This is a genomic window from Pantanalinema rosaneae CENA516 (genome assembly GCF_050753385.1).
In the GTDB taxonomy this organism is placed as follows: Bacteria; Cyanobacteriota; Cyanobacteriia; order Leptolyngbyales; family Leptolyngbyaceae; genus Pantanalinema; species Pantanalinema rosaneae.
In genome coordinates this window covers 14466-29884 of the sequence record NZ_JBLZFZ010000008.1, presented here as the reverse complement: position 1 = coordinate 29884, position 15419 = coordinate 14466, and the positions used below count along the sequence as shown (strand labels likewise).

The window sequence follows — 15419 nt, the reverse complement described above, 5'->3', positions numbered from 1 at the left end:
TGGTACGGTTTTGGGCAGATATCCCCATACCCACGATAGCCGAGGACACGCTAGATCTAGAGGTAGATGCAAAGTTTGTCTTAAATAGAGACAAATACAGTAGTGGGTAAAGGAGTGAGATTATGACTTCCTGGCGCGATCGGCTCAACCGCATGACGGGTAAAACCCGCTTTGTGGTCTGTCGGCTATTCCTGCATCTGGCAGGGAAGGAGGTGGCTCCCTTACTCGGAGTCCTGAATCAGGCGGGTCGTGATGCGATCGACTCCGATGGAGATCTCCAGGTGTTAGGAGAAGGGCTGGTTAGCATTTGCCAGAGCCTTTTAGAGCATGAAATCTATTGGCAGTCCGCTGCGAACGAAGGGGATGTGTTTTGGGATGAAGGGGAAGCCGGGGATTATGTCACCGAGCTATTTACCGATTCTGCTCAGCGGTACGGCAGCGCCCCCGAACTCGATGCCCTGGATCAACCGGATGATGCCGACTTTGCCCTGCCCGTGACCCATAATCTGGTGGTGATGATCACGGCAGCATTTGAAGGCGAAGTCCCAGAACTGGAAACCGATCTGGCGAACATGACGGCGATGAAAGCTGGACTGAAAGCATTGATCAATCTCCACTATGGCGAGAGACTAAGAGCTATTCAGGTGCATTTCTCTCCCGCTCGGTTGGGAGATGAACTCACCGCCGATCAAATCTTGACCAATTTTCCGGAGTTAGTACCGCTGTAACACAACCATGTTGATTTCATCCATTCAAACTATGTTTCGCAAATTTGTGCTGTTCTCAATGGCACTGACCCTCGTGTGGTCAAGCATTGGGTGTGGCAATAACTCATCGTTGGGGGAGCCCTATTCCAACCTGCCCCAAAGCCAATCTGAGGGACGCACGATCGCGATGGCGCAGCGTCTATCTGATGGTAAATATCCCATCCAACAAGCCACTTACAACGATGCCGAAGGCGAATATCGGGTCGCTTTGTTGAACACCAAGCCCGGTGAATCTTCGATGTTTAGCAGCACCAACTTACCCATGGCGCGGCTCACAGATGAAGAAGTTTCGGCTAAGGAAAAAAGCTATCTCAAGGTTGAAAATGGTCAACCGTCACTGCATCTGACCGAAGATTACAAAATTGAGTATGTCCATAATGTGACGGAAACCCAAACCAATCCGGCGACCGGACAACCTCAGACTGTTGTAGTCCGCCAAGAATCGAGTTTCTGGACTCCGTTTGCTGGCGCTTTAGCGGGTCAGGCGATCGGGAGCATGTTGTTTAGACCTCACTATTACATGCCGCCCGTGTACCAACCCGGAGTGATGATGGGCTATGGCAGCTACGGAACGACCTATAACCAGGCGGTATCCAGCTATCAGCAACGCTATAGCCGCCCACCTGCCGAGGTCAAAAACCGTCAAGCCTTCCGCACGACCGGACAATTGCGATCTCCGTCCTCTAGTCGATCGCGCCTGAATACGCCCCGGACTGCCACTCGCGATCGTTCCACGGGCTCCGGATTTGGCACAAACACCCTGCGTCGCAATAATGCCAACTATAACAATCAGCGATCGCGCGGAAGTTTTGGTAGCAGCGGTAGCCGGATGCGTCCTTCACGCGGATTTAGCCGCCGTCGGTAATCTTAAACCGAATGATAACTAATTGATGCAAGGGGCGATCGTACTTGGGCGATCGCCCCTTGTATGGTTTCTAGCCGCGTTGTTGCATGAAGAGGGGTTGGGGAAGGATAATTATCAAGACCGTATCCTGTATGCCGTGCAATCCTGCATGGAACGCTAGAAGCAGCAAGGCAAGGGTTACGAGCGACAGCGTTGCTGTGGAATTTCCATCCCTACAATCGCGAAGTTCAGGCGCTAGAGCCGCATTCCATGTCTCCCTTTGAGCACCTCAACGGCTTCTGTTATCCCGATCACTGGTTACGCAATTTCCTGATTGCGTCTTCCTGGAATGACTGTGGACTGGCAAAACCTAACAAACACAAACTTGATTAGAACTAGTAACTTTTAAGATGGAACAAACTATTACTATAGATGCCTATCGGGCGGTGGCACTTCAGTTGACCTGTTATGCGGTTAACCAAGCCGTCGATCGCGCTGAAGCTCGCACATTGATGCAACAGGCGATCGATCGCATCGGTGCCCAAATTGCTGCCAGCCTTGCCTTCATTGGTACTGACTGTCGGTTGGTCGTTTTACCAGAATATTTTCTGACAGGATTTCCTCTGGGGGAACCATTCGCCGTGTGGGCAGATAAAGCCTGTTTAGACATGGCGGGGGCTGAGTATGAAGCCCTGGGGCGAATTGCCCAAAAACATCGGATTTTTCTAGCGGGGAATGCCTACGAACTCGATCGCCATTTTCCTAAACTGTACTTTCAAACTTGCTTTGTGATTGCTCCCAATGGCAATGTGGTGTTGCGCTATCGTCGCCTCAACTCCATGTTTGCGCCCACTCCCCATGATGTCTGGGATCAATACCTGGATCACTACGGGCTAGAAGGCGTTTTTCCCGTAGCTAAGACCGAGATTGGCAATCTAGCCGCCCTTGCCTCCGATGAAATTCTGTTTCCCGAAGTTGCCCGGTGTCTGATGATGCGCGGTGCGGAAGTGTTTCTCCACTCGACTTCAGAAGTGTACGGTAGTAAGGAGCGATCGCCTAAAGACATTGCCAAAATCAGTCGCGCTGTGGAAAACATGGCATACGTTGTTTCGGCTAACACTGCCGGAATTGCCCAAATTCCCATCCCGATCGCGTCCGCCGATGGGGGGTCTAAAATCATTGATTATCGAGGATTAGTCTTAGCTGAAACTGCGACCGGGGAGAGTATGGCAGCCTTTGCCGAAATTGATCTGGCGGCATTGCGTCGCTATCGTCGTCGTCCCGGATTAACCAATTTGCTGTCTCGGCAGCGCTTTGAACTGTATGCCGAGAGCTACCGTCAGGCTCAGTTTTATCCAGCCAACACGATGCTGAATGGCGAAGTCGATCGCCAGCACTTCTTGCAAACTCAGCAGCAGACGATCGCGCACTTAACTGACTCAGACGTGATTTAGACTAAGACAATGACGATCTAGCCGCCAGTTATCGAGAGGCAGGACACCATGAATGCAGCGATCGCAGTTCGCAATCCTCGTACAGGTGAGGTCGATGATTGGATTACGCCACCCACGATCGCGGACTTAGCCGCACAATGCGATCGCTTACGCAAGGCTCAAATTGATTGGCAGCAGGGCGGTTTGGCGGCACGAATTAAGGCATTACAGCAGTGGCAGCAGGCTGTCCAAGCAAATCGAGATCAGTTAATTCAGGCATTGGTAACGGATACAGGACGGCTATCTGTTTCTGTGTTAGAAGTGGATTCATTTCTAGGTAGCCTCGATCGCTGGTGCAAACTGGCTCCTGACCTGTTACGGGGAGAAGAACGGAATACAGCGGTTCCCTTTATTCGCTTGCAGCAAACGGCTGTGCCCTATCCCTTAGTTGGTGTGATTAGCCCCTGGAATTTTCCGCTGTTGCTGGCAACGATCGACACGATTCCAGCGCTGTTAGCGGGCTGTGCTGTCGTGGTCAAGCCGAGTGAAATTGCCCCTCGGTTTATGGAGCCATTGATGCAAACGATCGCAACTGTTCCCTCATTACAAGCGGTACTGACTTACATTCCGGGAGCCGGAGAAACCGGAGCCAATTTAATTGAGCAGGTCGATCTGATTTGCTTTACAGGCAGTGTGGCAACAGGTCGTCAGGTAGCCACAGCAGCGGCTCAACGCTTTATTCCAGCTTTTTTAGAGTTAGGCGGTAAAGATCCGGCGATCGTGCTGGAATCCGCTGACTTAGAGTTAGCCACCTCCGCGATTTTGTGGGGTTCACTGGTCAATACGGGGCAATCCTGTTTATCGATCGAGCGAATTTATGTTGCCGACACGATCGTTGAACAATTTGTGGATCAGCTAGTGACAAAAGCTAAAGCACTCAAGCTTGCCTATCCCACGGTGGATGCTGGACAAATTGGACCGATCATTGCCGAACGGCAGGCAACCATCATTGCCGATCATCTACAAGACGCGACCGCGAAAGGTGCGATCGTTCACTGTGGAGGCAAGGTCGAAGTGCTGGAAGGGGGGCTATGGTGTCGTCCAACGGTGCTGACTAAGGTGAATCACTCAATGAAAGTGATGATGGAAGAGACGTTTGCCCCGATTATGCCTGTAATGTCATTTTCTACGGTAGCGGAAGCGATTGATTTAGCCAATGACACCATTTATGGGTTGAGTGCGGCTGTGTTTGCTGGGTCAGAAGTTGAAGCGATCGCGATCGCTGAACAGATCAATGCTGGTGCTATTAGCATCAATGATGCGGCTCTGACTGCCATCATGCATGAAGGTGAGAAAAATGCGTTTAAGTTCTCAGGTCTGGGGGGTTCCCGAATGGGGGCAGCGGCGCTGAAGCGATTTATGCGCAAAAAAGCCTTGTTGATTAAAACGCAGGCGATCGCAGACCCCTGGTGGTTTCCATCCTAGAACTGGAGATTAAATGTTGTAACTAACTGCTTCCTCTTCCCTCAATTAAAGCTATTCAGTGGTTAATTCCGCAGCAGGAAATGGCAATGTCTAATATTCGAGCAGAAATGCCTGTTCTCGCCCGTCATGAAGGGGAATGGACTGGAACCTATACTCTGGTCGATCCAGCGGCAAATATTCTCGACCAGCATGAAGCCCGCCTCTCCTGTCAGTTTCCACAGGCAGGGGAGTACGATTACTATCAAATCAACCGCTACACCTGGGCAAATGGCAAGCAAGAGGAACACCAGTTTCCCGGTATCTACCGAGATAAAAAACTGTGGTTTGATACGGAGCGGATTCAAGGACACGCTTGGGAAGTGGATGATGCCACGCTGATCCTGTGGTTTTCCTACAAAACCGTTCCAGACTTTTACCTCTATGAAATGATTCAAATCAGTCCTTGTAATAATCACCGCACTCGCACTTGGCATTGGTTTAAACATCATCAACTGTTTCAACGCACTCTGATTCAAGAACAACGGCTTAATTCATCCACTTAGCAGCGTCATCACACAATTATGTCTCCTCGAATTAAACGGGCTTTTCTCGATACTGAAGATGGTCAAATTCATTACCGCGTTGGAGGGGAAGGAAAACCGCTTTTACTGCTGCACATGAATCCTCGCAGTAGCGATGAATTCCGCGAGTTGATGCCACTATTCATCGAACAGGGACGACAGGCGATCGCTATGGATCTGATGGGATTTGGTGACTCTGATAAGCCATCTCGCCTGTATTCCGTTGCCGACTATGCCAAAACGGCGATCGCGCTTTTGGATCAATTAGGCATAGAACAGACGGATGTGTTGGGCAATCACACGGGGGCTTTTGTTGCGGGTGAAATTGCTGTTGCCTATCCCGATCGCGTCAAGAAACTAATTTTGTGCAATGTCGCTGGCTTTGGTGAATCGGGAAAAGCAGAGTTAATGCGGCGATTCAAGGAAGGTTTTGTAATTCAGCCAGATGGTTCGCATTTAATGGCACGTTGGCTGGCTCGCAGCCGCTATGTTGGCTCAGCAGAGTTGAATCATCGTTGGGTGTTGGATGATTTGAAGTGTTTCGGCTATCCGCTATATGCCGTTTGGGCAGTCGGCAACTATTGCATTGATGCTGCCGAACGCTTTCATGCTATTCAGTGTCCGACGCTGATTTTGTGGGGAATTGATGATGTCCAGGAGTTTGAGCATCTAGGATTAGCGTTGGCAAAGGACCGCTATTTTGTTTCTCAAGCGATTCCTCACGGTAAAGTTGTGGAGATTAACGGGGGAACGATTTGTATGATGAATCAAATGCCAACAGAAATCTCACAAATAGTGGGCGAGTTTCTGAATGAATAGAACAATCCCATCAGCAACTTACTGCAACAGGGTTGAGTAACACTTTTAGAAGCGCGATCGTCATTACCAAGCCTCCCACTCTAGCCTTAGCCTACAACGAAGTTGTGACCTATAATCACTATCGAGGATTCACGTTCCCAATTAGCGGCAACCCTAGCCTAAAACTCAACACCAGCCGCTCTCAATTGTCCGCTGCGTTGGGGGTGTTATGCTATGCTATGGATAGTGGCTGGTTGACTGATAAAACTCTTTTGCCCTCATCCCCAACCCTTCTCCCAGAGGGAGAAAGGAGCCGATCCAGTATTTTGTTCCCTCTCCTGTGGGAGAGGGCTAGGGTGTAGCTTGCTTCCCGCAGGGTGGGTGGTTCGGGCAATAGCTTAAGAGATTTGTCAGTCAATCAGGGATAGTGTTTTGGATTCTCAATCAATAGCCCTTCGTTAACAGTGGCTAGTGCTGCGTCAAAACTAGGAATTAGGGTTGGCAACTGCGTCTAGATCGGCGAAGGTGTATAAAGCGCGAGGGTGCTTTATGCAGAAGAAATACATTGTCCGATTAAGCGAAGACGAACGGTGTGAGCTACGTGAAGTGATTAAAAAACTCAAAGGCAGTAGCCAGAAGGTCAGACGTGCCCAGATCCTGCTAAAAGCAGATATCGAAGGAGCGAACTGGACAGATGAGCGGATTGCCGAAGCCTTCGGTTGTCGCACTAAAACAGTAGAAAATATTCGGCAACGATTAGTTGAGAAGGGTTTTGAGGAAACACTCAATGCTGCCCCTCGCCTGAAACCTCCCACTGAAAAACTTCTCGATGGAGAACAGGAAGCTCGGATCATTGCCTTGCGGTTGGGACCACCACCGAAAGGGTACGCGAACTGGTCACTGCGGCTATTGTCACGCAAAGTGGTTGAACTGGGCATCACCGATAGCATCAGCCATGAGACAGTCCGACGCACCCTTAAAAAAATGGGATGACCAATCGCAAGATTCAGTATTGGGTGATTCCGCCGACTGAAGATGGTGAGTTCGTTGCAAACATGGAAGCGGTTCTCGATACCTATGCCCAACCCTACAATCCAAAGTGTCCGGTGATCTGCATGGACGAACAACCTGTGCAGTTACAACGGGAGGTTCGCACACCCATTGCTGCAACAGCCAAACAGCCCAAGCGAGTCGATTACGAGTATGAGCGTGCCGGAACTGCCAGCATTTTTATGTTTACTGAACCCTTGGCAGGTTGGCGGGAAGTGAGTGTTCGGCAAAGACGAACGAAAGCGGATTGGGCAACCGAAATGGCTCAACTGTTGGAAGGGCGCTATGCCGACTGTGAAAAGGTCATTCTCGTTTGCGACCAATTGAACACTCACACCAAAGGTGCTTTCTACGAAGTCTTTGAGCCTCAAAGAGCACGTCAGTTGGTGCAGCGCATCGAATTTTGTTATACCCCTAAGCATGGTAGCTGGCTGAACATCGCTGAAAACGAATTGAGTTCAATGACGCGCCAGTGTATCGGTAACGAACGTTTTGGTGACATCGAAACCCTACAAGAGGCAACGGCGGCTTGGTCAACTGATGTTAACAACACTCAACGGGGTGTTGATTGGCAGATGAAGATCGATGATGCTCGATGTAAGCTCACCTCTGTCTACCCTAAAATTAAGCTGTGACGCAGCACTAGGTTTAACTCTTCTGCTACACAAGACAAAGCCCACTGGTTTAAGGGACACGGTAGGCGCTTAATTGCAACGCCAGCCCTGGACATCAACTCTTTGGAATTGAATGTCTAAACTTTTATTGCTTAATGCCAGATCTAACGGCATATTCTAATCTGAGGAACAACTACATACCAATCTTCTAAGATGTCTCCATTAACTTCATCGGTCTTCAAGTGCCTATATACATTTCTCACAGTCACTTCTTTATCTTGAAACTGAAACTTCCTCAACTCAATATTTCTTCTTGCAAGTTCTATAGTTGCGTTACTCGAAAGTTCACCGATTTCTATGTTGTCAGAGGTGTAAATTCCCCAGTTATTTTGAAAGCGATTTATCTTTATTTTTAATTGATTACCTTCCTGAAGCTGCTTAATCAGATCTTGATTTTCTCTAGTTGCTTTATAACCCAAATTTATATCTCCTCCGTCTTTCACCAGGCTCCCATAGGGAGATAAATCTACATAAAAGACAAACTGAGGTGGATCAATAGATATATTCTCAATAGGATATGGGGTTGCTTCTGATTCCTGGATAAATCGAGAGTTTTGAGAATGGGTTAAAATCAGCTTTTCTTTGGCACGAGTCATGGCTACATAAAACAGTCGTCTTTCAGATTCTATCTTGTCTTGTCTGTAGTCAAAACCATCAGCAATTAGAATCACATATTTGAACTCCAGCCCTTTTGCTCCATGACAACTGGTAACTAGCACGGCATCTGGATCGATTGATATATCAGGGCTTTCATTAAATTCATAGATTGAAGTGATAATCTCACTGATTGAAATTGGAGTAGATAGGTTTTCAGAACCATATCCCCTTTCTTTATCAATATCCTCAGCAATCTTAATTAACGTTTTCACTGTCGGCTCAGAAAGGCAGCGTTGATTTCTTTTAAAGAAATTCTCGAAACGATCTTTGACAGACTCTTCCTTAGAAAGAATCAGATCGGGTTTTTTCTCTAAAGCACTGATCAAAAGCTGAGTAACTCGATTACGAATTAGTTTAATATCTTCGCCCTTAAGAGAATAAGTGGGAATACCAACCCTGCGCTCAAGTAGTGCCCGTGCTTTATCCATGTGCTGCCAATTTCTTGCCAAGATGGCAATCTCTCCAGGTTTAACACCATCACGCTTGATCCATTTCTCTACCTGACACTTGATGTATTCTGCTTGATAATTATCATCCTCAAATTTCAGAGATTGTATATTTAGTCCGCCCTGACCTGTACGCTCATTGTCGATTCTAACTTGCTGATCTCCTCTATGTTTAAGGCGATCGCTGTTGTTTTGAATAAGCCGATTCGCCGCCGCAATAATTGCCTCAGTAGAGCGATAATTTTCAGTCAGCAGAAACTGTTTAGCTTGATATTCTGCCTGAAAAGAACGGATATATTGGGTGGAAGTACCTCGCCATTCATAGATATTTTGATCATCATCCCCAATCACACAAATACTGGTTTGCACAAAGGTGTTTTGATCGCTCACTTCCCTTTGTAAACCAGCAATTAATTTGACAAGTCGGTACTCCTGTTCAGCAACATCCTGATATTCATCTACAAAGATGAATTCACAATTACCCAAAATTCTTGAAATCCTTAACTGATTATCTTCATCTCCTGTATCTTCTTCGTCTTCGTTATTCGCAAGAAAATTACAGGCATCTTTGATCAGTTGAGTAAATTTTTGATTTGGGTCTCTAGCTTTCCTTTGTGTAGTTTGAGACTCATTGTTGGTTTGCTCTACTGTTCGACCCAAAATTGCCAGGGATAATCCATGAAAAGTGTAGACTCGTAGCCTTGATGCCAGTTCTCCCACCAGATATTGCAAACGCAGTCTTAGCTCTCTAACCGCATTACGGTTGTAGGCAAGGGCAATGATTCGAGCCGGATCGACTCGTTTGACCTTAACCAGATAAGCAATCCGATGAACGATCGTCCGAGTTTTGCCTGAACCTGGTCCCGCAATCACAGAAATAGTTGATGATTCGGAAAGAACTATTTCACGCTGAATTGAATTGAGGGGATGGATGATGCGATCGTAGTCTTCCTGGGTACTGGGACGTTTAGCCGCCTCGCCATCTGTATTAGGGTATTGAGTGGAAAATTGTGATTTAAGAAGGGAAAAGTAATCTTCAATATATTCCTGTAACTCAGAGCCTGATTTTTCATGCTGTTTTCCATACTCAAGCATGATATGAGTACGACGGGCTTGCTCTTCATAGTGGGGCTTAACTATTTTGGGATAAGCCTTAGTAATATCCTTTTCCATGCTTTTTAATAGCTTTCCCTTAGCTGTTAGACCCTCCTTGAGCAATCTTACTTTCATTGCCTGATAGAAGAGGTTAAGACCATCGGCTAATCGAATCAGTCGATGTCGGTGCATCCAAGCGATTGCTGTTTCTAAATCCTCTAATTCAAAACTCTGAGGATTAGAAAGCTGATTAACCTTGGCAAGCAAATCATGTATATCAATTTGTAGTCTCAGACGTGCTCCACTTGTTTTTTCAAGTGTTTTATCTACTCTGCCATATAAATCACTAATAATTTTTTCAATTAAAATCGAGTAGACATCAAAATTTTCCTTTGCTGTAAATTGCTTGACTACTACAATATCTCGATTGACTCGTCGGTATTCAATCCATCCAAGATATTTCCATCCTTCCAGAATATCTAAGATTTTAGCTGCACTTAATTTTTCCTTTCTACCTGGATCAAGACGAGTGGCTAGACCCCGGCAATTTATCTGTATCTCTTGACGATCGCTTAACAAGTTGGTAATCTCTTCAATGATTTTCTTCTCTATTTTTTTCAGTTTTTCATAATTGCCCTTAGCTGCGCCTTTACTACCGCTTGAACCTTTAGCAACCAGTAAAGTGATTGGCATTTTTGCTGTACACACTTCTGCCCTTTGCAATTCTTTGACATGCTGCCTTAGTTCTTTGATGGCAATTCCTGAATTATCGCTTAACCTTTCTAATGGGAATGGCTCATCTCGATCTTGAGAGTAGGCTTTGGCAGTGTGCATAGCCAAAATTAAATTGTGAAACTCGTCTTTACGATAATTCGGTAAATTATTTTTGTGAGCATACAGATCAAATGCGTTCAAAGACTCTTGTGGAGTGGGATACACAAGTTCAAACTCTATAAATGAAGACTGATTTTCTGCTCGCTCAATCAGACCAAAGATTTCTAAGTAATGTAATGCGACTTTGATTTTGGTATCTCTCTGTTCGGTTTCTGAGGCAAATTCCTCATCAAGATCACTGGCTTGGTAAATTTCGTTTGCTGTGATCCAAAACGATTCCTGAGTTGTATCTTTGCCCTGAATTTGCTTCTTGAGGCTAGCAATAGCAAAAAATAAATACAATAATTCTTTTTCAGATAGTTGATTCAAGCTTTGAAGAAAGAAAACAGTATCCGCATCTTGAGGATCAAACAATAACGTACAGGTGGAGGGTTCTCCATTTCTTCCGGCTCGCCCCGCTTCCTGCACATATCCCTCCAGGTTGCCACTCATAGTGTGGTGAATCACTGCCCTGACATCCGGGCGATCGATGCCCATGCCAAAGGCACAGGTTGCTACAACAACATTCAGTTCCCTGTCCTTAAATTGTTGTAGAATCTCGTGCTTGTCTTCTTTAGAAATTTTGCCGTGGTAGAACCTTGCTTCTACTTCATTCTCGTTGAGTAACTGAGCTAATCGTGCTGTGTTTTTACGTGTTGTCGTGTAAACCAGTACAGCCCCATCCCGGGTAAGTGCATGTTTAACTTCTGCAATTAACGTTTGATCCTTTGCCTGTTTAGAAGTGGGAATAATTCGATATTCTAGATTTTCTCGCTTACTACTGGAGCAAATTTCAGTGTGAATAAGAATTTGATGAGCAGCGAATAGCGACTTAATATCTTGACGTACAGCAACTGTAGCAGTGGCAGTCATAAATGCCATTAAGGGGAATCTATGCTGCTGCTTTTGATAAAGTTCACTAATAAATTTGGGAGCGTAGCGATAGTCAGGGCGAAAATCATGCCCCCATTGACTAATACAATGTGCCTCATCAAAAACAATCAACGATGGGAGGCGCTCCTGGAGTAATGCTCTGATGCTGGGCGATCGCAGTTGTTCAGCGCTGATATACAGCAAATCTTTTTCGCCATTGCGTAACTGCTCCAGTCTTTCCCGTCTTTCTGCTGGTGTAATATTGCCATTAATAAACGTGGCAAAATCCAGCCCTTTTTCCATTAATCCATTGACCTGATCCGCCATCAGTGCTTGTAGTGGCGAGATCACGACCGTCAATCCTCTCTGCCTTTGAGATAGCATCAATGCAGGAAGTTGATAGCAAAGCGATTTGCCAACGCCCGTTGCCATCAGAATTAGAGGGTTTTGGACGGCAAGAATGCTTTGGATGGCTGCTTCTTGCTCGCTACGAAACTCTGAAACGCCAAATTCCTGTAAGTAAGGCTGATAGGTAAATTCCCGTGGAAATTGTATCGGTTTCAACTGATTTAGAATTGATGGAAAATCAGGAAATCGGCTAAGCCATGCGCTTAGAGGTGGCTTTGTATTGCTACTATTGGATTCATAGTTCCAGGCTACTATGCCAGCTACACAAAGTCTTTGATCAAAATTCTTTGTAGGTGCTTGAGTAATAAATTCATGCAAATAGGTAGTATCTATCCCATCAATTGCTGTTTCAGATAGCATATTGATGTCAGGACATGTGCATCTTTTTGGTGCAAAAAACTGGCGGTATGCTTGGCTTGCTTCATCTTCTCCACAACTGAGCAAATAAGCATAGAAATTTAGGAGTTCTTGTGATTTGGCATTGAATGTGTGAAGAATTTTCTCTAACAGTTTTCTAGTGGCAAGGGCATCTTCCAAAGGGTTATTACCCTCATATTCACTGAGTTTGTACTCTTTATTGAGCTTATGCGATCGCTCTAGAGGAAAAGCTAGGACTGATAATTCTAAGGTGTCGATCACTAACCAATGCTTCAAAGTTGAGAAACTCTTGATTAGATAGCGATAATCAAATCGTCGAAAGTTGTGCCCACAAATTTGTAAACCCTGTTTGTGAAAAAACTCCAAGCTTTCTTGAGCAGTTTCAGCTACTTTAGTATCAAGTTCTAAATCCCTAGATACTAAACCAAATCTGTAAATATTTTTTTCCTGGTCTACTTCAAGATCAATATACGTATAGTTGGTTAGTATCGATGTTGGGTGCATATTCTAGTCCAGAAAATTTAAATTTTGACAGGATTTGACCTGCTAGAAAGCCTGATTTTTCAGAAATGCACCTTTCCCAAACTTATGCCTTGAGATATTAGCTATAAGAGGATGCTTTAAAAGTATCAAAACGATGGCACTAGCCCCCTTTTCTGGTATGCCCATAGGGCTTTAAGCTCCCAATTCTGGGAGACTTTGAATCCGGTTCCTCCCAGAATATAGCCTGACGGCATCGTAAAAGGGGGACCAGGGGGGCAGTTTAGGTAACAATTGTGCCTTTTCAAACGCCATCTCAAGCCAACTAACTTTTATTTGGACTGATCCTAGCTTCCCTCATTTAGATAACCACCCTATTTGGGGTAACTAGGTAGATTTGAATCTAGATAACACCCTATGTGGAGCAGATAGGTTGAAATTTATCTGTATAACGACCCAAAGTGGGATCTTATGCGACTTGAGATCTACATAATTACCTGAAATGGGATCTTATCTAGATTCAAGTCTGTATAACTATGCAGATCTTGCTTTATATAGTAGCCTCAAGAAGGACATTACGCGGACAGCTTCACAAAAATCTTTACCAATAAAAATACCTGTAAAATCTGATATTGAGTACGAGTGTTCTCTAAGCCTTTACCATTGACGCAGGAACGCCACCAGTTTGATTGAACTGTTACAAGTACATTCTTAGCCGATTAAACCACGGCATCATCGGGATTTAGATCAGGGGTATGGATAGGTGTATTTACCACTTTCGTTAGAGCGCTAACTATCTCAACATTGATTGAAATTCTAGGATTCCAGAACAGCAGTGCATTTAATTTCAACCATCAATCCTGGTGTGGATAATGTTGTTACCCCTACCCCCGTCCAGGTAGGATATAGATTTGTAAAATAGCGCTCTTTCACTTGGATAAACAAGGGCAGATAAGGAATCGTCAAGGGGGGCTGATTAGACGCTGTATATAAATCGGGAGTGGTCACATGGTAAGTGACCATCTCAACTACATTGTCAAACGTTGCTCCAGCCGCATGAAGCACTTTTTTAACATTTTCAAATGTTTGGATAAATTGTGCCTCTGGTTCCGTTACTATTTGCATATTTTCATCACGACCGACTTGTCCAGCGATATACAAAGTGTTACCAATTTTGATTCCAGGGCAATAATGATACTTTTCATATAAAATTTCCATTCCGCTGGGAATAATCACTTCACGAGTTGGCATGGTTGACTCCTATTCACGCATCTTCTTAATTGTTGCTAATACAATCACTCCAATGTCCAGCGATCGCTTTTGGTTGAAAGCTAGGGAACTTTTTGATCTTGTTGTCTTGTTTGATGCCTCACTGCCTCACTCTAATTGTAATGGTAGGATACAATGCGCTAGGCTTTGCTATCTTCTGCTACCCTTTTCAAGGGCTTAACTTTCCGGTTGATGGAATATGCCAATAAACATGTAGGATTGAGGCATGACGATCGCCGTGAATTAAACCTCCCCTTGCAAAATTGGATGCGCTGCAATGCCCTCCGAAACCTACAAAAAGCTCGTTGCTAAACAATTTAGCTCAGATTTTCAGTCCGCGATCGCGATTGTCGAAGTCCCCATTCCCACTCCTAACTCTGGCGAAATCCTGATTCGCAACAAGTTTGCGGGAATTAATGCCGGATTTGATACCTTGATTTGCCAGGGAAATATTCCCTATGTCGATCTCACTCTTCCCTTTGATCTGGGGGTTGAAGCGGTGGGAGAAGTAGTGGCGATCGGTGATGCTGTAAAAGATTTTCAAGTGGGAGATGCGGTGGCTACAATCGGGCGTGGCGGCGGCTATCGAGAGTATCAACTCATTCCTGCCCAGCTTGCCTTTAAGGTGGCTGAAGCCATTCCCGAAATTCTCACTTTGATGCCAACGGGGATATCGGCACTGGTAGCGCTAGAGCAGGCAGGCGAGATGCGGAGCCAAGAGACGGTATTAGTCACGGCTGCCGCTGGTGGCACTGGGCATATTGCGGTGCAGTTAGCCAAACTCGCTGGAAATCATCTGATTGGTACCTGCGGTTCGGTGGTTAAAGCACAACTGTTGCAGGAATTAGGGTGCGATCGTGTGATTAACTATCACCAGGAAGATCTAAATTCCGTATTGCAAGCAGAATATCCGAATGGTGTAAATCTGATATTTGACTGTGTCGGTGGTAGGGTGTTTGATACCTGTCTGGAGCATTTAGCGGTACGAGGACGGTTGGTGACTGTGGGGTTTATTTCAGACTATGCCCAAGTGCCGCAAGTCGTCTCCCAGCCCCGAATTTATCACCAATTATTTTGGAAAGCGGCTTCCGTCCGAGCCTTTCTCATGCCTCACTATGCCGAATATATGGCTACAGCCCGCGATCGTCTGCTCAACCTGTTTTACACCCATAAACTTCGCGTTGCGATCAATCCAACTCCGTTTAATGGCATCGAATCGATTCCGATCGCCGTTAACTATCTGCTAACTGGCAAGAATGTTGGTAAGGTTGTGGTTCAGTTTTATTAGCCGATTCCGTTGGAAGGGATTAATCGAGTAGATTTCTTAGC

12 protein-coding genes are annotated in these 15419 nt (G+C 45.6%); 10 read left to right on the top strand and 2 right to left on the bottom strand.

Going from position 1 to position 15419, the window contains the following annotated elements:
* The first annotated feature begins 122 nt into the window (after positions 1 to 122).
* The 9 genes from ACN4EK_RS06150 (at position 123) to ACN4EK_RS06110 (ending at position 7572) form a co-directional block, all read left to right on the top strand.
* Entirely contained in the window at positions 123 to 728 is a 606-nt protein-coding gene (locus ACN4EK_RS06150; RefSeq protein WP_431656669.1) for a DUF1517 domain-containing protein, read from the top strand.
* 7 nt (positions 729 to 735) lie between these two features.
* A complete protein-coding gene (locus tag ACN4EK_RS06145) occupies positions 736 to 1632 on the top strand; it encodes a hypothetical protein (RefSeq protein ID WP_431656667.1) in 897 nt (298 codons plus the stop codon).
* A 192-nt stretch (positions 1633 to 1824) separates the two neighbouring features.
* Positions 1825 to 2004: a hypothetical protein gene (locus ACN4EK_RS06140; RefSeq protein WP_431656665.1), complete on the top strand. Its 180-nt coding sequence runs from the start codon at positions 1825 to 1827 to the stop codon at positions 2002 to 2004.
* A 17-nt stretch (positions 2005 to 2021) separates the two neighbouring features.
* Positions 2022 to 3065 carry a nitrilase-related carbon-nitrogen hydrolase gene (locus ACN4EK_RS06135; protein WP_431656663.1) on the top strand — a complete coding sequence of 348 codons (1044 nt, stop codon included), beginning with the start codon at positions 2022 to 2024 and terminating at the stop codon, positions 3063 to 3065.
* A gap of 48 nt (positions 3066 to 3113) precedes the next feature.
* Positions 3114 to 4529 (top strand): aldehyde dehydrogenase family protein, encoded by a 1416-nt coding sequence (locus ACN4EK_RS06130; protein ID WP_431656661.1) that lies wholly within the window; start codon positions 3114 to 3116, stop codon positions 4527 to 4529.
* Between the two features lie 86 nt (positions 4530 to 4615).
* Entirely contained in the window at positions 4616 to 5071 is a 456-nt protein-coding gene (locus tag ACN4EK_RS06125; RefSeq protein ID WP_431656659.1) for a DUF3598 family protein, read from the top strand.
* Positions 5072 to 5089: 18 nt separating this feature from the next.
* Entirely contained in the window at positions 5090 to 5908 is an 819-nt protein-coding gene (locus ACN4EK_RS06120) for an alpha/beta fold hydrolase (protein ID WP_431656657.1), read from the top strand.
* A 528-nt stretch (positions 5909 to 6436) separates the two neighbouring features.
* Positions 6437 to 6880 (top strand): helix-turn-helix domain-containing protein, encoded by a 444-nt coding sequence (locus ACN4EK_RS06115; protein WP_431656655.1) that lies wholly within the window; start codon positions 6437 to 6439, stop codon positions 6878 to 6880.
* Positions 6877 to 7572 (top strand): IS630 family transposase, encoded by a 696-nt coding sequence (locus ACN4EK_RS06110; RefSeq protein ID WP_431656653.1) that lies wholly within the window; start codon positions 6877 to 6879, stop codon positions 7570 to 7572. The genes ACN4EK_RS06115 and ACN4EK_RS06110 overlap by 4 nt, the downstream gene beginning before the upstream one ends.
* A gap of 143 nt (positions 7573 to 7715) precedes the next feature.
* Here the strand turns inward: ACN4EK_RS06110 and ACN4EK_RS06105 are convergent, their stop codons facing one another.
* Both ACN4EK_RS06105 and ACN4EK_RS06100 read right to left on the bottom strand, forming a co-directional pair.
* Positions 7716 to 12845 carry a RecQ family ATP-dependent DNA helicase gene (locus ACN4EK_RS06105; protein ID WP_431656651.1) on the bottom strand — a complete coding sequence of 1710 codons (5130 nt, stop codon included), beginning with the start codon at positions 12843 to 12845 and terminating at the stop codon, positions 7716 to 7718.
* A gap of 792 nt (positions 12846 to 13637) precedes the next feature.
* Positions 13638 to 14072, bottom strand: coding sequence for a RidA family protein (locus ACN4EK_RS06100; protein ID WP_431656649.1), 435 nt, complete (start codon positions 14070 to 14072; stop codon positions 13638 to 13640).
* Positions 14073 to 14367: 295 nt separating this feature from the next.
* On the opposite strand from ACN4EK_RS06100, the gene ACN4EK_RS06095 reads away from it, so the two are divergent.
* A complete protein-coding gene (locus ACN4EK_RS06095) occupies positions 14368 to 15378 on the top strand; it encodes a zinc-binding dehydrogenase (protein WP_431656647.1) in 1011 nt (336 codons plus the stop codon).
* The last annotated feature ends 41 nt before the right edge of the window (positions 15379 to 15419 follow it).

Bases quoted from the DNA above. Each gene is read 5' to 3' on its own strand.
- ACN4EK_RS06100 (WP_431656649.1), bottom strand. From the start codon at position 14,072: ATGCCAACTCGTGAAGTGATTATTCCCAGCGGAATGGAAATTTTATAT.
- ACN4EK_RS06145 (WP_431656667.1), top strand. From the start codon at position 736: ATGTTGATTTCATCCATTCAAACTATGTTTCGCAAATTTGTGCTGTTC.
- ACN4EK_RS06110 (WP_431656653.1), top strand. From the start codon at position 6,877: ATGACCAATCGCAAGATTCAGTATTGGGTGATTCCGCCGACTGAAGAT.
- ACN4EK_RS06115 (WP_431656655.1), top strand. From the start codon at position 6,437: ATGCAGAAGAAATACATTGTCCGATTAAGCGAAGACGAACGGTGTGAG.
- ACN4EK_RS06130 (WP_431656661.1), top strand. From the start codon at position 3,114: ATGAATGCAGCGATCGCAGTTCGCAATCCTCGTACAGGTGAGGTCGAT.
- ACN4EK_RS06095 (WP_431656647.1), top strand. From the start codon at position 14,368: ATGCCCTCCGAAACCTACAAAAAGCTCGTTGCTAAACAATTTAGCTCA.
- ACN4EK_RS06125 (WP_431656659.1), top strand. From the start codon at position 4,616: ATGTCTAATATTCGAGCAGAAATGCCTGTTCTCGCCCGTCATGAAGGG.
- ACN4EK_RS06105 (WP_431656651.1), bottom strand. From the start codon at position 12,845: ATGCACCCAACATCGATACTAACCAACTATACGTATATTGATCTTGAA.
- ACN4EK_RS06120 (WP_431656657.1), top strand. From the start codon at position 5,090: ATGTCTCCTCGAATTAAACGGGCTTTTCTCGATACTGAAGATGGTCAA.
- ACN4EK_RS06150 (WP_431656669.1), top strand. From the start codon at position 123: ATGACTTCCTGGCGCGATCGGCTCAACCGCATGACGGGTAAAACCCGC.
- ACN4EK_RS06135 (WP_431656663.1), top strand. From the start codon at position 2,022: ATGGAACAAACTATTACTATAGATGCCTATCGGGCGGTGGCACTTCAG.